The organism is Microbacterium esteraromaticum, from assembly GCF_028747645.1.
GTDB lineage: Bacteria > Actinomycetota > Actinomycetes > Actinomycetales > Microbacteriaceae > Microbacterium > Microbacterium esteraromaticum_C.
Map to the genome: position 1 here is coordinate 1,800,349 of NZ_CP118100.1, position 16,414 is coordinate 1,816,762.

The 16,414-nt window shown below is 67.6% G+C and carries 14 protein-coding genes; 5 read left to right on the top strand and 9 right to left on the bottom strand.

Features of this window, described 5'->3' with window-relative positions; translation table 11 throughout:
• Window positions 1-40: 40 nt before the first annotated feature.
• From PTQ19_RS08450 to PTQ19_RS08475, 6 genes are all read right to left on the bottom strand, one after another.
• Window positions 41-1,528 carry an amidohydrolase gene (locus tag PTQ19_RS08450; RefSeq protein WP_274367011.1) on the bottom strand — a complete coding sequence of 496 codons (1,488 nt, stop codon included), beginning with the start codon at window positions 1,526-1,528 and terminating at the stop codon, window positions 41-43.
• Window positions 1,525-2,166, bottom strand: coding sequence for an FMN-binding negative transcriptional regulator (locus PTQ19_RS08455; protein ID WP_274367012.1), 642 nt, complete (start codon window positions 2,164-2,166; stop codon window positions 1,525-1,527). The genes PTQ19_RS08450 and PTQ19_RS08455 overlap by 4 nt, the downstream gene beginning before the upstream one ends.
• Window positions 2,167-2,205: 39 nt before the next feature.
• Window positions 2,206-3,684, bottom strand: a complete 1,479-nt coding sequence (locus PTQ19_RS08460) for an alanine/glycine:cation symporter family protein (protein ID WP_274367013.1) — start codon at window positions 3,682-3,684, stop codon at window positions 2,206-2,208.
• Window positions 3,685-3,775: 91 nt separating this feature from the next.
• A complete protein-coding gene (locus PTQ19_RS08465; protein ID WP_274367014.1) occupies window positions 3,776-4,789 on the bottom strand; it encodes an Fpg/Nei family DNA glycosylase in 1,014 nt (337 codons plus the stop codon).
• Between the two features lies 1 nt (window position 4,790).
• Complete coding sequence (locus PTQ19_RS08470; protein WP_224817909.1) at window positions 4,791-5,309, bottom strand: ribose-5-phosphate isomerase; 519 nt, start codon at window positions 5,307-5,309, stop codon at window positions 4,791-4,793.
• A 36-nt stretch (window positions 5,310-5,345) separates the two neighbouring features.
• Window positions 5,346-6,539: a ferrochelatase gene (locus PTQ19_RS08475; RefSeq protein ID WP_274367015.1), complete on the bottom strand. Its 1,194-nt coding sequence runs from the start codon at window positions 6,537-6,539 to the stop codon at window positions 5,346-5,348.
• A 156-nt stretch (window positions 6,540-6,695) separates the two neighbouring features.
• Here PTQ19_RS08475 and pepN point away from each other — a divergent pair, with 156 nt between their 5' ends.
• From pepN to PTQ19_RS08495, 4 genes are all read left to right on the top strand, one after another.
• Window positions 6,696-9,248: an aminopeptidase N gene (pepN, locus tag PTQ19_RS08480; RefSeq protein ID WP_274367016.1), complete on the top strand. Its 2,553-nt coding sequence runs from the start codon at window positions 6,696-6,698 to the stop codon at window positions 9,246-9,248.
• 66 nt (window positions 9,249-9,314) lie between these two features.
• Window positions 9,315-10,397 carry a mechanosensitive ion channel family protein gene (locus PTQ19_RS08485; protein ID WP_274367017.1) on the top strand — a complete coding sequence of 361 codons (1,083 nt, stop codon included), beginning with the start codon at window positions 9,315-9,317 and terminating at the stop codon, window positions 10,395-10,397.
• Window positions 10,394-10,840, top strand: a complete 447-nt coding sequence (locus PTQ19_RS08490; protein ID WP_274367018.1) for a globin — start codon at window positions 10,394-10,396, stop codon at window positions 10,838-10,840. The genes PTQ19_RS08485 and PTQ19_RS08490 overlap by 4 nt, the downstream gene beginning before the upstream one ends.
• A 2-nt stretch (window positions 10,841-10,842) precedes the next feature.
• Window positions 10,843-12,504 carry an FAD-binding dehydrogenase gene (locus tag PTQ19_RS08495; RefSeq protein WP_274367019.1) on the top strand — a complete coding sequence of 554 codons (1,662 nt, stop codon included), beginning with the start codon at window positions 10,843-10,845 and terminating at the stop codon, window positions 12,502-12,504.
• Here PTQ19_RS08495 and PTQ19_RS08500 read toward each other — a convergent pair.
• Window positions 12,501-13,202 carry a hypothetical protein gene (locus PTQ19_RS08500; protein ID WP_274367020.1) on the bottom strand — a complete coding sequence of 234 codons (702 nt, stop codon included), beginning with the start codon at window positions 13,200-13,202 and terminating at the stop codon, window positions 12,501-12,503. The two genes, PTQ19_RS08495 and PTQ19_RS08500, sit on opposite strands and share 4 nt — an antisense overlap.
• Window positions 13,203-13,220: 18 nt before the next feature.
• Between PTQ19_RS08500 and PTQ19_RS08505 the strand changes: the two genes are divergently transcribed.
• A complete protein-coding gene (locus PTQ19_RS08505) occupies window positions 13,221-14,093 on the top strand; it encodes an acyl-CoA thioesterase (RefSeq protein WP_274367021.1) in 873 nt (290 codons plus the stop codon).
• 35 nt (window positions 14,094-14,128) lie between these two features.
• On the opposite strand, the gene PTQ19_RS08510 is transcribed toward PTQ19_RS08505, so the two are convergent.
• Together PTQ19_RS08510 and ettA are read right to left on the bottom strand one after the other, a co-directional pair.
• Window positions 14,129-14,596, bottom strand: coding sequence for an acyl-CoA thioesterase (locus tag PTQ19_RS08510; RefSeq protein WP_206549699.1), 468 nt, complete (start codon window positions 14,594-14,596; stop codon window positions 14,129-14,131).
• 93 nt (window positions 14,597-14,689) lie between these two features.
• Window positions 14,690-16,369, bottom strand: coding sequence for an energy-dependent translational throttle protein EttA (ettA, locus tag PTQ19_RS08515; RefSeq protein ID WP_179410684.1), 1,680 nt, complete (start codon window positions 16,367-16,369; stop codon window positions 14,690-14,692).
• Window positions 16,370-16,414 lie beyond the last annotated feature (45 nt).

The window sequence follows — 16,414 nt, forward strand, 5'->3', positions numbered from 1 at the left end:
GGTTCCACGAGGCGGGCGTCCGCGTCTCTGGGGCCGCCCCTCAGCCCAGGTGCGTCAGGCGTCCGCCCAGCAGCGTGGCTGCGACGGGCATCCGACGCAGGCTCTCCCGGTCGGCCGTGAGCGGGTCCTCGGAGCAGATGACGAGATCCGCGGTGCCGCCGATCTCGAGGTCCGTCATGCCATGGCGACTACTGGCGCGCAACGCCGTCCCGATCGGTACCTGCTCCTCGGGATGCCACGGAGCGCGCTCGTCCCCCGTGCGGTGCACGGCGGCGGCGATCGTGACCCACGGGTCCAGCGGTGCCACGGGGGCATCCGACCCGAATCGCACCGCGACATCCGCACTCATCAGCGAGGCGACCGGATGGCTGATCGCGCTCTGGTGCTGCCACAGCGAGCCGACGAGGTCGCGGTCATCGACCGCGTGCGTGGGCTGCACGCTCGCCACGACGCCCAGTCGCGCGAAGCGCGCCAGATCGGCGTGACGCACGAGCTGCGCATGCTCGATCGTGCCGCGCGCCTGCGTGTAGGTGAACGCGTCGAGGGCGGATGCCACCGCACGGTCGCCGATGGCGTGCACGGCCACCTCGATACCGGCGCCGGTCGCCGTCGTCAGATAGTCGCGCAGTTGCTCGGGGTCGATCGTGAACTCCCCGAAGTTCTGCGGGTCGTCACCGTACGCATGTGAGCAGGCCGCGGTGCGGGTGCCGAGCGACCCGTCCGTGATGAGCTTGAGCGGCCCGACGTGCACCAGATCATCGGTACCGCCGAGGATGTTCCCCGTGCGCAGCCCGGCGTCGATCGCGCGCTGCAGGTTGGCCGCGTAGAAGGCGAACTCCACCCGGTGTGCATCGAATCCGGCATCCGCCCGCCGCTGCCACGCGTCGGCGTTCCACGCCATGTCGAAGTCGACGATGCCGGTGACTCCGCGGCTCGCGGCGCGCTCTCCGGCGCGGCGCACGGCGGCATCCGCCATCGCGTCATCTGCCGTGTTCAATCGGCGCGAGATCTCGAACGCGTCCTCTTCACGCAGCATTCCGTCGGGTGTCGGGGCGAAGCCCTCCCGGCGGAATGCGGCGGAGTTGAGCCAGACGCTGTGCACGTCCATGTTGATGAGATACGTCGGCCGGTCGCCGCATGCCGCGTCGATCACCGCCAACGAGGGCGCATCGAGCCACAGCGCATCACGCATGCCGGCTCCGACGACCCGACCATCCGACAGCGGCGCGGCCGCGCCCATCAGACGGGCGGCCTCCGCAGCGCTTCGCACCTCGCCGAGCTGCACCCGTTCCGCATCGAGCGCCCACTGCACCGTGTGCACATGGTGGTCCCACAAGCCGGGCAGCACCCGGCTCCCGTGGCCGTCCAGCACGACGCCATGGGCCGCCAGGTCACCGGTCGGGGCGATATCGGCGATGCGCCCGCGCTCGATCATCAGGTCGACGGGCTCGTCGCCGAACGCGAGCGCCGCGGGGCCGGTCAGCCGCACAGCACGCACGACGTCGATCCGGTCGCCACGCGCCGTCACGAACGGTGCTCCACGCGCGCGATGTGCGCCCGACGCATCTCAGCTGCCAACGCGGCGTCTGCGTAGGGCCCGTCGCCCTCCAATTGCTCCAGCACCCGCTCGACCGTCTCAGGCAGACGGTTCTGACTGAGCTTTCGCTTGGCGACAACCTTCGTGGGTGTGAGCCGGAAGCCCACCGTCCCCGCAGCCAGCCGCTGCACGTACGCTTCATCGTTGGGCGGCGTCCACATACCGCGCGGATCGGCCAGGCGGCTCTCGAACAGGGCGGTCATGCGCTCCAGCACCCGCAAGTTCTCTTCGTCCGAGAGGATCTCGGGGACCCCACTCAGATGCACCGAGACGAAGTTCCACGTAGGCACGCCCGCAACATCGCCGTACCAGCCCGGCGAGATGTAGCCGTGCGGGCCCTGGAACGTCACCAGCAGCTCGCGGGAACCCAGCCCATGAATCAGGTCGTCCGGGCGCCCGACATGACCGACGATCGTCAGGTCGTCGCGGTCCTCATCGAGAAGGATCGCGTAATGCGAGGCGACGAGCCCGTCATCGCCGTCACTGACGATCGTCGCCCACGGGTGGCGCTGGATCACCCGACGGATCTCGGTCGGGTCGGTCATAGCGAAACTGGGATTCTGGCGCACCGTCCCAGCCTATGACCGACCCGACCGATCGGGATCCGACTACTTGCCGCCGACGACCCGGATCGCCTGCGTCTTCCAGTTCTCGTACGAAGGATCGCCCTGCATGAAAGCCGCGACCTCCTCGGGCGTGGCCGTCAGCTTCGGGTCGTTGTCGAGATACTTCTTCGTCTCGCGTGCCACCAGCCCAGACAGCACCAGCAAGCCGATGAGGTTCGGCAGCGCCATCAGGCCGTTCATCACGTCCGAGAACGCCCACACGACGCCGAGCTGCACGGTGCAGCCGATGAACACAACGAGCGAGAAGATGATGCGGAACGGGATCACCGCGCGACGCCCGAGCAGACGCTCGATGCTGCGCTCGCCGTAGTACGACCATCCGAGGATCGTCGAGCTCGCGAACAGCACGAGACCGACCGTCACGACGTAGTGCCCCCACTCGCCCGGCAGACCGTTCGAGAACGCCTCACCCGTCATCAGAGCGGGGCTCATCTGCTCACCTGTCTCAGGATCGGTCATGTTCCACACGCCGGTGGTGATGATGACCAGGCCGGTGAAGGTGACGACGATGATCGTGTCGATGAAGGTCTGCGTCATCGACACGAGGCCCTGACGCACCGGGTGGCTGGTCTTCGCCGCAGCAGCCGCGATGGCCGCCGATCCCATGCCCGACTCGTTCGAGAAGATACCGCGCGCGACACCGAACTGCACCGCGATGATGATCGCCGAACCGGCGAAGCCGCCGACCGCACTGGTGCCGGTGAAGGCATCGGTGAAGATCTGCGCGAACGCCGCGGGCACACCGCCGATGTTGGCGATCAGGATGTACAGGGCGCCGAGTACATAGAAGATGATCATCACGGGCACGAGTCCGGCGGTCACGCGGCCGATCGACTTGATGCCGCCGACCAGCACCAGCAGCGCGAAGATCGTCAACGCCAGACCGGTCACCCAGGTGGGAACGCTGAAGCTGTTCTCGAGGTTCGCCGAGATCGAGTTGCCCTGCGTCATGTTGCCGATACCGAAACTTGCGATCACGGCGGCGACGGCGAAGAAGATCGCGAGGAACTTTCCGAAGCCGTTCGGGATGCCCCGCTCAAGGTAGTACTGCGGACCACCGTTCTTCTCGCCGGCCGAGTCGGTGGTGCGGAACCGCACGCCCAAGAACGACTCGGAGTACTTCGACGCCATACCGACGAGCCCAGTGATCCACATCCAGAACAGCGCACCGGGGCCACCGATGCCGATCGCGGTCGCCACGCCGACAATGTTGCCGGTGCCGACCGTCGCTGCCAGCGCGGTCGTCAGAGCCTGGAACTGCGAGATGTCGCCGTCGGCTCCGGGGTCGCGGCGTGTGAAGAGCCCCAGCCGCAGTGCTGCGCCGAGTCGCAGGAATTGAATGCCACCCAGGCGGATGGTGAGGTAGAGCCCGGTGCCGAGCAGCAGCGGGATGAGCACCCAGGGTCCCCAGATGACACCGCTGAGCCATCCGAGGAAACCCTCGATTTCTGACAGGTCCATGTATTCTCCTGACGCGTCGTTGCGAGTGGATGACGCCATCCTATTCACAGCCGACGCCCAGGCCTACTCACAGACGACGATCAGGTTCCCGTCACCGCTGACAGGACGGGCACCAGTAGAGCTTGCGCGCTCCGATCTCTTCCAGCGCGATCTCGGTACCGCAGACCCGGCAGGGCAGGCCCGCCCGATGATAAACCCAGTGACGGTCGTCACGACTCGCCATCGCGGCGCGGTAGTCATCGCCCGTCAGGCCATCCATGGTCATCATCTGGCCGGTCTCGACGCCGATTGCCAGCAGCCTCACCCAATCGCACCACAGTTCACGCACGACCTCCTCGGGCACGTCCCGCCCGGGTGTGTGCGGGTTCAGGCGCGCGCGGAAGAGCATCTCGGCGCGGTACACGTTGCCGATCCCGCTCACCACCGCCTGATCCATCAGCAGGAGGGCGATCGGTGTGGGCTTGCGTCGCACCACGCGCACGAAACGCTCTTCTCCCTCGGCCGGGTCACCGACCAGCGGGTCGGGACCGAGCTTGGCCACCGTCGCCAGCATCTCATCCGGGGTCTGCAGTACGCACGCCGTCGGCCCGCGCAGGTCGGCACAGGTGCTCTTCGTCAGCAAGCGCAACCGCACTTGTCCCACCACGGGCGGCGGCCACTCGTCGCCGTCGTCGGCGAGCCCACGCGTCTGCTCCGACATGCGAACATGCACACGGGCCTTGCGCGGAGCCCCGATGGATCGCAACGAGTTCTCACCGGCGTCGTCGAAGATCGCGTCCTCAGCCGGCTCCGCGTCGAGTTCGGTGCCACGCTGGTTGGTCTGACCCATGCGGCCGTTCGCCGATGCAATGGTGGCATCCGCAACGATCTCGCCGGCGAAGTCCCACGCTCCGTACAGTCCCAGGTGCACCCGCAACCACACGGCATCCTCGAACTCGAGAAACATCTGCTTGCCGACGGCCATCGCCTGCAGCATCTCGCGACCGTCGAGCACACTCGCTCCCTCGGCGAATCGCCCCTGGGGGCTGGACGCACCCACCGGCAGGTTCACGAAGTTGCGGCTGAACTGCCGAGCGATGCGATGGACGGAATGCCCCTCAGGCATGTCAGGCGCGCGGCCCGTCGGCGGCGCCGGCCTCTCCTCGACGAGGATCGGGCAGCAGCGACCCGTCCTTCTCGAAGTCGGCGATCTGGCCGATGCGTCGCACATGGCGCTCATCACCCGTGAACGGGGTCGCGATGAACAGATCGATGAACGACGTCACCTCGTCGAACGTGTGCTGGCGCGCGCCGATCGAGATGACATTGGCGTCATTGTGCTCACGTGCCAGCTGCGCCGTGGATTCGTTCCACACCAGGGCGGCGCGGATACCCTGCACCTTGTTCGCCGCGATCTGCTCACCGTTGCCGGATCCGCCGAACACCACGCCGAGCGCCTCGACACCCGCCGACTGATCGGCGATGACGGCCTGCGCCGCACGAATGCAGAATGAGGGATAGTCATCGAGCGCGTCGTACTCCACCGGGCCGTGGTCGATCACATCGTGCCCAGCGGCGCTCAGGTGCTGCTGCAGGCGGGTCGAGAAGTCGAGTCCGGCGTGGTCGGTGGCGATATGGATGCGCATACCGTCCATCCTACGTACGCCGGACTCTCCCACCGCCTACGGGGCGAGCCCGGCGGCAGCCGGCTTGAAGCCCGCCCGAATGTTCTCACAGCATCCAGGGCGACACACGTCGTACCAGGGTCCAAGACCCGTGACATGGGCGCGCTCGCCGGCCGGCCGGCCTTCCAGGCGCTCCTGCACCAGGTCGACGATGCCCGCGACGAACGCCGGCGAGACGCCGGGCGTCGGCGTACGGGCGAACAGCAGTCCCGCCTCGTCAGCGGCCTCCTTCGCCTCGGTGTCGAGATCCCACAGCACCTCCATGTGGTCGCTCATGAACCCGACCGGCACGACCACGACCGCACTGCGACCGCGCTGCGGGAGCTCGGAGATCACATCGCACACATCCGGTTCGAGCCACGGCTGGGTCGGCGGGCCGGAACGCGACTGGTAGACGAGCTCCCACGGCACATCCGCCGCGGCCGGTGTGAGCCGAGCCACCTGCTCCATCACCCAGGCGGCGACCGCCTCGTGCTGCGCGGCGTAAGCGCCGCCCTCACCCCAGTCCACATCGCGCGGACCCGAGCGCTGGGCATCCGCGGTGGGGATGCTGTGCGTCGAGAACAGCACGTGAATCGCGTCGGCCGCGATGCCTTCATCCAGACGCGCGCGGACGGCATCGTCGACCCCCTCAACGAACGCCTGCACGAACCCGGGGTGATCGAAGAACGGACGGATCTTGTCGATCGTGACCACACCGTCGTACTCGGTGCCATCGAGCACACGCGAGAAGTCCTCGCGGTACTGCCGGCAACTCGAGAACGAGCTGTAGGCACTCGTCGCGAACGCGATCAGTGAGGTGTGCCCGTTGCCTGCAGCCTCGGCGACAGCGTCCTCCAGGTAGGGTGCCCAGTTGCGGTTGCCCCAGTACACCGGAAGGTCGATGGCACGGGCCGCGAGCTCGGCTTCCAACGCTGCCTTCAGCGATCGGTTCTGCGCATTGATCGGGCTGATCCCGCCAAATGCGCGGTAGTGGTGCGCGACCTCTTCCAACCGCTCATCGGGAATGCCTCTCCCCCGCGTCACATTGCGCAGGAAGGGAATGACATCCTCTTGACCCTCCGGCCCGCCGAAGCCCGCGAGCAGGATCGCGTCGTAGGCGACAGGGGTCTCGATGTGCGGAGCGCCCGCGGCCGCAGCCGGGGACGCATGGGAAACGGCATCCAATTCTGGGGAGTTCACGGGCGCCATGATGGCACTCGCTCCTATGAAACAGCGCGGAACACCGGCACGCGCGAGCGTCCCTACTGGCGCAACCACGCCGCTGGCGTAGGCTGTCATGGTTGCCGTCGGCGCCAGCAGTGCCGACGCACGCCGACACCCCTCCACCCATGGGAGATAACAGCAGTGCCTGGAGAAAACCTCACTCGTAGCGAGGCGCAGGAGCGCCGTTCCGTCATCGACACGCAGTCTTACGAGGTCTCGCTCGACCTCACGAAGGGCGCCGAGGTGTTCGGCTCCCGCAGCGTCGTGCGCTTCACCGCGACCCCCGGAAGCTACACCTTCATCGACCTGATCGCGAAGGACGTGCGCGAGATCACGCTCAACGGCGAGCAGATCGACCCCGGCCAGGCCTTCGCCGACTCGCGCATCGCCCTCGGCGACCTGCAGGCCGAGAACGTGCTGATCGTCGACGCCGACTGCCTCTACACCAACACCGGTGAGGGTCTGCACCGCTTCGTCGACCCGGTCGACGGCGAGGTCTACCTGTACTCGCAGTTCGAGGTGCCCGACTCACGCCGCGTCTTCGCCGTGTTCGAGCAGCCCGACCTCAAGGCGACGTTCCAGTTCACCGTCACCGCGCCGTCGGCGTGGAAGGTCGTGTCGAACTCGCCCACCCCCGAGCCGATCGTGCATGACGACCCGGCGACCGCGACGTGGGGCTTCGAGCCGACGCCGCGCATCTCGTCGTACATCACCGCGCTGGTCGCGGGCCCCTACGAGTCCACGTTCTCCGAGCTGACCAGCTCGTCGGGCAAGGTCATCCCGCTCGGCGTATACGGCCGCAAGAGCCTGTGGGAGCACCTCGACGCCGACTACATCTTCGAAAAGACCCGCCAGGGCTTCGCCTACTTCGAAGAGAAGTTCGGCGTCGCCTACCCGTTCGAGAAGTACGACCAGCTGTTCGTACCGGAGTTCAACGCCGGTGCGATGGAGAACGCCGGCGCCGTCACCTTCACCGAGACCTACGTCTTCCGCAGCAAGGTGACCGACGCCGTCAAGGAGCGTCGCGTCGTGACGATCCTGCACGAACTGGCACACATGTGGTTCGGTGACCTGGTCACGATGAAGTGGTGGAACGACCTCTGGCTGAACGAGTCGTTCGCCGAGTGGGCGTCGACCATCGCCACGGCCGAGGCCACCGAGTGGACTGAGGCGTGGACCACCTTCAACGCCATGGAGAAGACCTGGGCCTACCGTCAGGACCAGCTGCCCTCCACGCACCCGATCGTCGCCGAGATCAATGATCTGCAGGACGTGCAGGTCAACTTCGACGGCATCACCTACGCCAAAGGCGGCTCCGTACTCAAGCAGCTCACCGCCTGGGTGGGCATCGAGGCGTTCTTCGCCGGTGTGTCGCAGTACTTCCAGAAGCACTCCTGGGGCAACACCGAGCTCAGCGACCTGCTCGTCGAACTCGAGCAGACCAGCGGCCGCGAGCTGACCGGCTGGGCCGAGAAGTGGCTCGAGACCGCCGGTGTGAACACGCTCAGCCCGGTCATCGCCGAGGACGCCTCGGGCACGATCACGCGCTTCGCCGTCACCCAGACGGCACCGGCCGACTACCCGACGATCCGACCGCACCGCCTCGGCATCGGCTTCTACGACCTCGACGGCGGCGCGCTCGTGCGCAGCCACTACGTCGAGGTCGACATCGACGGTGACCGCACCGAGATCCCCGAGCTGCAGGGACTCAAGCGCCCGGCGATGGTGCTGCTGAACGACAAGGACCTCGCCTACGCGAAGATCCGCCTCGACGAGCAGTCGCTGGCCACGGCGATCGAGCACCTCGCCGACATCAGCGACCCGCTCGCGCGCTCGCTCGTGTGGGGCGCCGCCTGGGATCAGACCCGCGACGCCGAGACCGCGGCACGCGACTACATCGACCTCGTGCTGGGCAACATCGGCCGCGAGAGCGAGTCGACCACGGTGCGCACCACGCTCGCCCAGTTGCAGCTCGCCGCTGGATCGTACGTCGACCCGGCCACGCGTTCGGCGGCCCGTGAGAAGGTGGCCGACGGACTGTGGGCGCTTGCTCAGCAGGCAGAGTCCGGCAGCGACAGCCAGCTGCAGCTGGTGATGGCCTTCGCGAACTCCGCCACCACTGCCGAGCACGCTGGCATCATCGGACGCCTGCGCTCGGGTGAGGACACCCTGCCGGGGCTCGACGTCGACGCAGACCTCTCATGGCAGCTGCTCATCGGTCTGGCCGCGGCGGGCGCCACCGACGCCACGACGATCGATGCGGCCCTCGCCGCCGACAACACGTCCAAGGGCGCCGAACTCGCCGCACAGGCTCGCGCGACCCTGCCGACGACGGCAGACAAGAAGGCCGCCTGGGCGTCGCTGATCGACAACGCCGACCAGCCCAACACGATCGTGCGCTCCACGGCATTCGGCTTCGTGCACCCCTCGGGTGTCGACGTGCTCGGCGATTTCATCCAGCCGTACTTCGACATGCTGCTGCCGATCTGGGAGGGCCGCACCTACCAGATCGCCGATTACCTGGTCGTGGGTCTGTACCCGCGCTCGCTCGCCAGTGTCGAGCTGCGTGACGCCACGCGCGCTTGGTTGTCCGACAACCAGGACGCCGCGCCCGCGCTGCGTCGACTGGTGCACGAGAACCTCGCCGACGTCGAGCGTGCTCTCGCCGCGCAGAAGCGCGACGCCGACAGCTGACATCGACTCTGAGGGGCTCTTTCCGCGTCCAGCGCGCGGAAAGAGCCCCTCACTAGACTCAGGGACATGCTGCCCTTCCCCTTCACGACGGACCCCGAGGCGCCCGTCGACCTGGGCTTCTGGAACGATCTGTGGGAGTCGTCCGTTGCCGCGCTGAGCACGATCGGCGGAAAGCTCGCGCAGATCGCGATCATCATCGCCATCTGCGTCGCGTTGTCGTTCGTGCTGCGCCTGGTGATCAGACGCATCGTTCATCGGATCGTCAGCAACGCCAAGTCAAAAGCCGACGTCGCCGACACCGTGGCGCTGGAACGCTCACCGCTGGCAGATATGCGTCTGGTGCAGCGCACCCGCACCCTCGGCACGATCCTGCAGAACATGGTCAACGTGATTCTGGTGATCGTCGCCCTGATCCTGATCGTCAGGGCCATCGATCAGGACATCCTCGGTTCGCTGACGCTGATCACGGCCGCTATCGGTGCCGGTCTCGGCTTCGGCGCCCAGAACATCGTCAAGGATGTCCTCAACGGCATGTTCATCGTCGCCGAGGATCAGATCGGCATCGGCGACGTCGTCGATCTCGGCCTGGCCTCGGGCGTCGTCGAGTACGTCAGCGTGCGCATCACCCAGGTGCGCGACGTCAATGGCACGCTCTGGTACGTGCGCAACGGCGAGGTCACCCGCATCGGCAACATGTCGCAGGGCTGGGCACGCGCGATCGTCGACCTGGGTGTCTCCGCCGATGCCGATCTCGATCAGGTCGAGCAGACACTGCTGCACACCGCCGAAGAGCTCGCGAAGGACCCGAAGTGGCGCACCCGCGTGATCGAGGCGCCCGAGGTCTGGGGGCTGGAGTCGATCGACGGGGACGCACTGGTGGTGCGCGTCGTGCTGAAAACCAGGGCCAACGCCCGCGACGACGTCTCGCAGGAACTCCGCCGACGGTTGCGCACCGCGCTACTGGCGCAGGAGGTCGCTGTACCGAGCATGGCCGCGGTCACCGTCACGGGGCCCGACAGTGCCCGCCGCGTGCGGGGAGCGAACCCGCCGATGACACGCCCCAACGCCATCACCGGCGTACCGCCGGTCGCCGAACGCGGCATCTGGCGTCGCAAGAAGTCCACTCCGCAGGAAGGCGAAACGCAATGACGTTCTACGACGAAGTCGGCGGCCACGACACGTTCCGACGCATCGTCGATGTGTTCTACCGCGAGATCGCTCTCGATCCGGTAGTCAAACCGATGTACCCCGAAGAGGACCTCGGCCCCGCCGCCGAACGACTCACGATGTTCCTGGAGCAGTACTGGGGTGGGCCGACGACGTACGGCGAGCGACGCGGGCATCCTCGGTTGCGGATGCGGCACGCTGCGTTCCACGTCGACCCGAATGCCCGTGATCGATGGCTCGCACATATGCGCACGGCTCTGGACGAGGTGAAGTTGTCGCCTCTACACGAAGCGACGCTGTGGGACTACCTGGAGCGGGCGGCGTATGCCATGGTGAACACGTTCGAGCCGTCCGGCATCGGACGCGGCCCGGCGGGCCGGACCACGCTTGAGCACCGCATCCCCACGGAGTCGACGGAGACCTGAAGATGACTGCAGCCAGTTCCCCAGCCACCGATGTACTCGTGATCGGATGGGGGCTGGCAGGCCTCACCGCGGCCAGCGAGGCGATCGCCGCGGGCAGACGCGTGACGATCATCGATCAGGAGGCGCGCGGCGACCTGGGTGGGCAGGCCTGGTGGTCGTTCGGTGGGCTGTTCCTGGTCGACTCACCCGAGCAGCGTCGCATGGGCATCAAGGATTCCCTGGATCTGGCACGGCAGGACTGGTTCGGCAACGCCGGGTTCGACCGCCCCGAGGACGCATGGCCGCGGCGCTGGGCAGAGGCCTATCTGCAGTTCGCCGCGGGCGAGAAACGCAGCTGGTTGCGCGAGCGCGGAGTGGGGTTCTTCCCCGTGGTCGGCTGGGCCGAACGCGGCGGGAGCGGAGCGATCGGTCCCGGCAACTCCGTGCCGCGGTTCCACATCACGTGGGGAACCGGCCCCGGCATCGTCGCGCCCTTCGCGGCGGCTGTCGAAGCGGGCGAGGCTGCTGGAAGGGTGACGGTTCTCCCCCGCCACCGCGTCACCGAGTTGCTCGTCGACGACGGCGCGATCGTCGGCGCACGCGGGGCAGTGCTCGCGCCGAGCGACACCCCGCGCGGGGTCGCATCGTCGCGCGAGCCGGTGGGTGAGTTCGTGATCCGAGCGGATGCCACCATCGTGGCATCCGGTGGTATCGGCGGCGATCACGATCTGGTGCGCGCCGCGTGGCCCGCGCGTCTGGGCACGCCGCCCGCCCACATGCTCACCGGGGTGCCGGCGTACGTCGACGGCTCGATGCACGCGGTATCGTCCGCGGCGGGCGCACGGCTGATCAATGGTGACCGGATGTGGCACTACGTCGAGGGGATCGAGAACTGGGATCCGGTGTGGCCGGACCATGGCATCCGCATCCTGCCCGGTCCGTCCTCGCTGTGGCTCGATGCCACCGGCCGCAGACTGCCCGTCCCGCTGTACCCGGGCTTCGACACGCTGGGCACGCTCGCGCACCTGCGCACGACCGGGCACGACCACTCCTGGTTCGTCACGTCGTTGAAGGTGATCGAGAAGGAGTTCGCGCTCTCGGGCAGTGAACAGAACCCCGACCTCACCGGCCGGGATCTGAAGCTGCTGGTGAAGTCCCGGCTGGCGAAGGGGCCCACCGGCCCGGTGCGGGCGTTCCTCGACGAGGGCGCCGATTTCATCGTCGAGGACGACCTCGAGGCGTTGCTCGCTCGCATGCGATCAGCGCCCGGTGGCGACGTCCTCGATGTGGATCGTGCGCGCGACGAGGTCACGGCACGTGACCGCGAGATCGACAACGACTTCACCAAAGACGCGCAGATCGCCATGCTGCGCTCCATGCGCGGATATCGCGGCGACCGGCTGATCCGCACCGCGGCACCGCACCGTCTGCAAGATCCCGCGGCCGGGCCGATGGTCGCCGTGCGCCTGCATGTGCTGACCCGTAAATCGCTCGGCGGGATCGAGACCGACCTGGAGGGACGCGCCCTCGGCGCCGATGGCGTGCCGGTCCCCGGCCTGTACGCGGCGGGCGAGGCCGCCGGTTTCGGTGGCGGAGGCGTGCACGGCTATCGCGCGCTGGAAGGAACGTTCCTGGGCGGATGCTTGTTCTCGGGTCGGCAGGCGGGGCGTGCGGCCTCGCGTTAGGCGCCCACCGCAGTACCGGTCCCCCGGACAGCGGTCAGGCCCGTCACGGCCGGCCCGCGGCTGAGAATGTGCCCGCGCGCGAAGGCGAGGCGTGTCCAGCGGCCCGAGCGCGTGATGCGCACCTGCTCACCGACCGGTGTGACTGCCGTGCCCGTGCGGTCGGAGGCGATGAACCCGAACGCGTGGGCGGCGAAGGCCACCCCACGCGGCAGGCCCAGGAGGTCCTCATCGGGCTCTCCCCATACCCGCGAACGCAGCGCGCGCACGGCGTCCTCCCCGGCGCCCGGTGTGGTGCCGCGAGCGACGGCCGAAATGCCCCACTGCGCACGGTCGCCGATGATGCGGTCGGACAGCTCTCCGATCAGCTCCCAGCCGTCGCGCGGGGGTGAGACGCCCGCCCAAGCCGGCGCCCTGCCGGTCTCGGGCAATGCGAGCTCGGCGGGCGACGCTCCCGGTGAGAGTTCGTCGACGACGATGTCGCAGCGCAGCTCGGGGTCGGCGCGCACAATGCGCATCGCCAGAACCGTCGGCGTCTGATCGAGGAATCCCTGCGGTGCCAGCGCGGCGGCCGTCACCACGAGGATGCCGTCGGCGGCCTGAAGGCGCACTCCTTCCGCGGATGCCGTGGCGGCGCGCCCGGCGAAGGTCAGCACATCACGTGCCGTGTCGGCATCGGAGAGAACGAGAGGTCTGGTCACTCCTTCTAAACTAGTCGGATGACCGCCGACGAGCCCGCCCGCAGATCCGTCGACGCGCTGTTGTCGGTGCTCGACCTGACCTCGTCCGGTGCCCGCACCACGGAAGACATCTTCACCGGCAGCTCGCAGCCGATGCCGACCGGTCGCGTGTATGGCGGTCAGGTGCTGGCACAATCACTCATCGCGACTGAACGGACGCTCCCCGAGGAGCGCGCGGTCCACTCGATGCACGGCTACTTCCTGCGCCCCGGCGACGCCACCCAGGGCATCACGTTCTCGGTCGATCGCATTCACGACGGCCGCTCATTCTCGACACGGCGGGCGCAGGCGTTCCAGGGCGGTCTGCCGATCTTCTCGATGATCGCCTCGTTCCAGGACGCCGGTCCCGGCATCGAGCACGCCGAGCCCATGCCCACCGGCATCCCGGCACCCGAGTACGTCGAGTCGAGCGATGCCATCCTCGACGCCGGCGCACTGCTCGGAGTGCGCCCCGTCGACATCCGGCATGTCGAGGGCCCCATCTACCAGCAGGCGGCGCAGGCGCACGTGGCGCAGCAGGCGGTCTGGGTGCGTATGCGCGCGCCGCTGCCCGATGACCCACGTGTGCACCGGGCAGCGCTCGCCTACCTCAGCGACTTGACGATCCAGGAGTCGATCCTGCGGCGTCATGGCGTCAGCTGGAATCTGAAGGGGCTGAAGGTCGCGAGCCTCGACCACGCAATGTGGTGGCACCGCCCCGGCCGAGCCGACGATTGGCTGCTCTACGTGCAGTCATCCCCCAACGCGCGCGGCGGACGCGGACTCGCCCAGGGACGCATCTACAGCCGTGACGGCGTACTGGTGGCGACGGTCGCGCAAGAGATCATGGTGCGGGTGCCGCAGGGCGACTGAGTCGCCGCCGCCAGCACATGTCCGTGCAGGCGGTGTCAGCGGTGCTGGTACGCGATGGGCTCGCCGACGTACGGCTCCCACGCGGCGCGCATCTCGGGACTCAGCCGCACCGGACGGCCGGTGATGGCATCCACGAGCACGATCACCGCAGTCGACCGGGCGTACAGCACGCGCTCGTCGCTCTCGGCGTGACTGAACACGTCATAGCAGACCTGCAGGCTCGACCCGCCGAGCTTGCCGAACCACATCTCGACATCCAACGGACGCCGCTGGTACGGCACCGGCGCGAGATACTCGATCTCCTGCCGGGCGATCAGGGTGAGCACACCCTGATCGACCCCGGTGGAGAGTACGGCCGTGTCGGGGGCCTGCTCCCCCGGCTCGGGCTGCCAGAAGGCGCGCACGCGCGCCTCTTCGAGCAGCTTGAGCATGGAGGTGTTGTTGACGTGGTTGAACGCGTCGAGATCTCCCCACCGCAGGTGGATGGGAATGTGCAGGCGCATGGGGTTCGCTTTCTCAGAACGTCAGTCGGCGGCGGGCCCCACGCCCCCGAGGCTCCGGGGAGCGCGAAGCGATGCCCGGAGTGGGGCGAGGGATCAGTCGCGCGTGAGCTTGCGGTGGGTCGTGCGGTGCGGGCGCGCAGCCTCGGGGCCCATGCGCTCGATCTTGTTCGCCTCGTAGGCCTCGAAGTTGCCCTCGAACCAGTGCCACTGAGCAGGGTTCTCGTCGGTGCCCTCGTAGGCGAGGATGTGCGTGGCAATGCGGTCGAGGAACCACCGGTCGTGGGTGATCACCACGGCGCAACCGGGGAACTCCAGCAACGCGTTCTCCAGCGAGCTGAGGGTCTCGACGTCGAGGTCGTTGGTCGGCTCGTCGAGCAGCAGCAGGTTGCCACCCTCCTTGAGGGTCAGCGCGAGGTTCAGTCGGTTGCGCTCTCCACCCGAGAGCACGCCGGCCTTCTTCTGCTGGTCCGGTCCCTTGAAGCCGAACTTCGACACGTAGGCGCGCGAGGGGATCTCAGTCTTGCCGACGGTGATGAAGTCGAGTCCGTCCGAGACGACCTCCCACAGCGTCTTGTTGGGGTCGATGTTGCCGCGCGACTGGTCGACGTAGCTGATCTTGACCGTCTCACCGATCTTCAGGTCGCCGCCGTCGAGCGGCTCCAGTCCGACGATGGTCTTGAACAGGGTCGTCTTTCCGACACCGTTGGGACCGATGACGCCGACGATGCCGTTCGGGGGCAGGCTGAAGCCCAAACCGTCGATCAGCTTGCGGTCGCCGAAGCCCTTCTGCAGGTTCTTCGCCTCGATGACGACGTTGCCCAGTCGCGGCCCTGCCGGGATCTGGATCTCTTCGAAATCAAGCTTGCGGGTGCGCTCGGCCTCGGCCGCCATCTCTTCGTAGCGGGCCAGACGTGCCTTCGACTTCGTCTGACGGCCCTTCGCGCTGGAGCGGACCCACTCCAGCTCGTCCTTGAGGCGCTTGGCGAGCTTGGCGTCCTTCTTGCCCTGGATGTCGAGGCGCTCGGCCTTCTTCTCCAGGTACGTCGAGTAGTTACCCTCGTAGCCGATCAGGCGGCCGCGGTCGACCTCGGCGATCCATTCGGCCACGTTGTCGAGGAAGTACCGGTCGTGGGTGATCGCGATCACGGCACCCTTGTAGTCCTTGAGGTGCTGCTCGAGCCACAGCACGCTCTCGGCGTCGAGGTGGTTGGTGGGCTCATCGAGCAGCAGCAGGTCGGGCTTCTGCAACAGCAGCTTCGCCAGCGCCACGCGGCGCTTCTCGCCGCCCGAGAGCGGACCGATCGGCGCGTCCGCCGGCGGGGTGCGCAGGGCATCCATCGCCTGCTCGAGCTGCGAGTCGAGGTCCCAGCCGTCGGCGGCGTCGATCTCTTCCTGCAGCACACCCATCTCGGCCAGCAGCGAGTCGAAGTCGGCGTCGGGGTCGGCCATCAGCGCCGAGATCTCGTTGAACCGGTCGACCTTGGCCTTGATGGCCACGCCGTCCTGAATGTTCTCGATCACGGTCTTGGTCTCGTCGAGCTCGGGCTCCTGCATCAGGATACCGACGCTGAAGCCGGGGGTGAGCTTGGCCTCACCGTTGGAGGGCGTGTCGAGGCCCGCCATGATCTTGAGGATCGTCGACTTACCGGCACCGTTCGGGCCCACCATGCCGATCTTCGCTCCGGGCAGGAACGCCATGGTCACGTCGTCCAGGATGAGCTTGTCGCCCACAGCCTTGCGGGCTCGCACCATGGAATAGATGTACTCGGCCACGAAGCAGCTCTCCTTCTGTCAGCAGGCACGCGGAAAAGACCCCCG

Coding starts and splice junctions, on each gene's coding strand:
- PTQ19_RS08460 (WP_274367013.1), bottom strand. CDS start 3,684: ATGGACCTGTCAGAAATCGAGGGTTTCCTCGGATGGCTCAGCGGTGTC.
- PTQ19_RS08465 (WP_274367014.1), bottom strand. CDS start 4,789: ATGCCTGAGGGGCATTCCGTCCATCGCATCGCTCGGCAGTTCAGCCGC.
- PTQ19_RS08470 (WP_224817909.1), bottom strand. CDS start 5,309: ATGCGCATCCATATCGCCACCGACCACGCCGGACTCGACTTCTCGACC.
- PTQ19_RS08475 (WP_274367015.1), bottom strand. CDS start 6,539: ATGGCGCCCGTGAACTCCCCAGAATTGGATGCCGTTTCCCATGCGTCC.
- PTQ19_RS08485 (WP_274367017.1), top strand. CDS start 9,315: ATGCTGCCCTTCCCCTTCACGACGGACCCCGAGGCGCCCGTCGACCTG.
- PTQ19_RS08490 (WP_274367018.1), top strand. CDS start 10,394: ATGACGTTCTACGACGAAGTCGGCGGCCACGACACGTTCCGACGCATC.
- PTQ19_RS08495 (WP_274367019.1), top strand. CDS start 10,843: ATGACTGCAGCCAGTTCCCCAGCCACCGATGTACTCGTGATCGGATGG.
- PTQ19_RS08505 (WP_274367021.1), top strand. CDS start 13,221: ATGACCGCCGACGAGCCCGCCCGCAGATCCGTCGACGCGCTGTTGTCG.
- PTQ19_RS08510 (WP_206549699.1), bottom strand. CDS start 14,596: ATGCGCCTGCACATTCCCATCCACCTGCGGTGGGGAGATCTCGACGCG.